This is a genomic window from Hydrocoleum sp. CS-953, from assembly GCF_002260545.1.
GTDB lineage: Bacteria > Cyanobacteriota > Cyanobacteriia > Cyanobacteriales > Microcoleaceae > Trichodesmium.
Genome location: NZ_LGSU01000349.1, coordinates 1 through 2,833, shown reverse-complemented (window position 1 = coordinate 2,833; position 2,833 = coordinate 1). Strand labels below are relative to the sequence as shown.

At 38.8% G+C, this 2,833-nt stretch carries 2 protein-coding genes and 1 pseudogene; 1 reads left to right on the top strand and 2 read right to left on the bottom strand.

The window, feature by feature from the left end; genetic code table 11:
* Nucleotides 1-46 precede the first annotated feature (46 nt).
* Nucleotides 47-1,084 (bottom strand): annotated as a pseudogene (cysS, locus tag AFK68_RS03275) (cysteine--tRNA ligase); the annotation flags it as partial.
* 993 nt (nucleotides 1,085-2,077) lie between these two features.
* Here cysS and AFK68_RS36240 point away from each other — a divergent pair.
* Nucleotides 2,078-2,215, top strand: coding sequence for a hypothetical protein (locus AFK68_RS36240; protein WP_168186304.1), 138 nt, complete (start codon nucleotides 2,078-2,080; stop codon nucleotides 2,213-2,215).
* On the opposite strand, the gene AFK68_RS34410 is transcribed toward AFK68_RS36240, so the two are convergent.
* Complete coding sequence (locus AFK68_RS34410; RefSeq protein WP_143437473.1) at nucleotides 2,171-2,629, bottom strand: hypothetical protein; 459 nt, start codon at nucleotides 2,627-2,629, stop codon at nucleotides 2,171-2,173. The genes AFK68_RS36240 and AFK68_RS34410 overlap by 45 nt on opposite strands.
* Nucleotides 2,630-2,833 lie beyond the last annotated feature (204 nt).

Sequence of the window (2,833 nt, the reverse complement as noted above, 5' to 3'; positions counted from 1 at the left end):
TTTTCTACCTGAAAAGTTAATAACTTTGTCTCTTCAGATAAGGTTTTTTCTGGCATTTCCCATCTAATTTAGAACCATGTTGCTGAGGAAATAATATACCCTCCTTAATCGTATTCCAACCATTTTCAGCAGAAGCGATCGCCTCTTGAGTAAAGTCAATAGGTTTCCGATATTGAGCAGTTAAAACAAACATTCTGACAGCCATTGGCTCTACAGGTCTATCTAATAAATCCCGAATTGTGGTAAAATTTCCTAGGGACTTTGACATTTTTTCTCCATTAATAGTCACAAAACCATTATGGAGCCAATATCTTACATAAGATTTTCCCGTAGCAGCTTCCGACTGAGCAATTTCATTTTCATGGTGAGGAAAAATTAAGTCTGCTCCGCCAGTATGAATATCTATAGTTTCCCCCAAGCAGTCTCGCACCATTGCCGAACATTCAATATGCCAACCTGGTCTTCCTTTTCCCCAGGGAGACTCCCATGCAGGTTCTCCATCTTTTGCTGCTTTCCAGAGGGCAAAATCAAATGGGTCTTTCTTTTTAGCAGTTTCTAAATTTTCTGACTCTACTCTACCACTTGCACCAGCTTGCATTTCTTCCAAACGACGGCCTGAAAGTTTCCCATATTCAGAAAATTTCCGCACCTGATAATAAACATCCCCTCCAGAAGGGTAAGCAAAACCTTTTTTTTCTAAATCCTTGATTAACTGTTTAATCCCATCTATTGTCTGAGTGGCCCTAGGGTATTCATCTGCTTCTAGGACATTTAAGCGTTTCATATCCTCAAAGTATGCTTCTGTGAAACGTTCGGCCACCGACTCCATCGAACTGCCTGTTTCTCTGGCCCGGTTGAGAATTTTATCGTCTATATCAGTAAAATTTTGCACATACCGTACTTGATAACCTTGCCACATTAGATATCGGCGGATTGTATCCCATACAATATAAGAACGGGCATGACCTAAATGACAATAGTCGTATACTGTAACACCACAGGTATACATTTTAATTTTACCAGGCTCTAGGGATTGAAAGTTTTCTTCTTGACGAGTTAGTGAATTGTACAGTTTTAGTGTCATAAATTAATTTCAGCCAGTTTTTTCCAACCTTAATTATAAGGATAAAAGCTTTTTTTTACTTTAGTGTTAATTTTATAGCAGAAGGAAGAAGTTTGACTCTTGATATTCCATTGTTTCGACTACAGTTACTATAGCAATTCTAAATGATTTATCATCAATCAAAAAATGGATAAAAACTCTGAAACTCCCTTCTTTTGTCTGTTACCTCTTGCCTGAAAAGTAACAAACATTTTTTACAGGACTCAAATAAGAGTGCTATAGCAATCCTAAATGATTTGTGATAATTTTTATAATAGTTAAGATTGACGAAAAACCTTCAAAATTCTGATTCCTGTAGAGGTAATTAGCATTTTGTCTTTTGCAAAGCATTCCGCAAGAAATCGCCCCTAGCACAAAAATATTACAATTGAAATAGGATTGCTATATAGCTACAGACTATGCAGTTTAAGAGCTAAAATTTGATAGGTATCGTCTCGTTTAAAATTAACAGTTCCAAAATTTTCAGCATACAATCTACTATGACTATAAGCAGGTAGACACAAAAAACAAAAGTATGCAACAAGGAGGTAAAGTTATCAAAAATATCTTTCCTCCTCTCTTCTACCTCCTATCTTTTCATAAGGATAAATTTTAACGCCAACCTACTTACCTAAATTAATAACTTTTCGGNACTATAAGCAGGTAGACACAAAAAACAAAAGTATGCAACAAGGAGGTAAAGTTATCAAAAATATCTTTCCTCCTCTCTTCTACCTCCTATCTTTTCATAAGGATAAATTTTAACGCCAACCTACTTACCTAAATTAATAACTTTAAATTTTTAAACGTAAAATTATTTGTTGTTTAAAGCCAATTTTTTTTGATTGATACTCTATTTTTAGATATAAAAAACTCTGGCAATTTAAATTGAATAGTATTGAAAATTGCTAATAATCAGAAGAATTGGTATTTGGCTGGTGAAATTCAGTAAAATATAACTCAACAATTCAGTCAATGATAGATAAAACATCTTCTGCCCCAGATAACTATGTGCCAGAAAAACCATCTTTAAAAGCTGGATTACTTGCTCTTAAACAAAAAGATTATTTACAGGCGATCGCTCAAAAAGAATCCGAAAAGTTCGAGAGATAGCGCGCCGCCGAAATCGCCAATGTCGATGCCATAGAACCCGAAGGCCGCAATGTCGCTGTCGAAGGAGATGGCGAAGTTCGCGCCGTCGACGTCAAGGTAATGATCGCCTGAAATCGGATAGCGCCCGAACCCGTTCGTCCCGCTCCCGAGGTTGGTGACGCCGATCGAAGATCCCGAGGGATTGGAAAGACTTGCGGTGATGGATGATCCCATACTCCCGGGAAAGGTCAGCTCTAGGGAAGAAACGGAGCCTGGCGAAAAGCTCTCGAAGTCTTCTGTACCCGTACCGCTCAGTCGTGCCAAAAACTCTGCTTCCGCTGCGGTGGCGTTCGGCGTCGATGGCAGGCGCGTGGAGCGGCTGTTGTGCAGGTCCTCTCCGAAGAAAACCTGAACCGGCACGGCTTGCGCGGTCATGACGGCGCTACCTATCAGAGCGCAAGCTACTGCTGTATAGATACCTGCTCGTTTTGTTGTTTTCCGCATCGATCGCCTTCCTTGCTGACGTCTCTGATGTTTTCGGAAATATTTTTATTTTCCTCAACCAACTTTTTAGTCATTTTTATTAGGTCTTGGCACCCACTTTGTAAAAGCTTGTAAATTAGATAAAGCCTCTACTCC

Excerpts from the sequence above, each read along its gene's own strand:
- AFK68_RS34410 (WP_143437473.1), bottom strand. The coding sequence starts at position 2,629 with ATGACCGCGCAAGCCGTGCCGGTTCAGGTTTTCTTCGGAGAGGACCTG.
- AFK68_RS36240 (WP_168186304.1), top strand. The coding sequence starts at position 2,078 with ATGATAGATAAAACATCTTCTGCCCCAGATAACTATGTGCCAGAAAAA.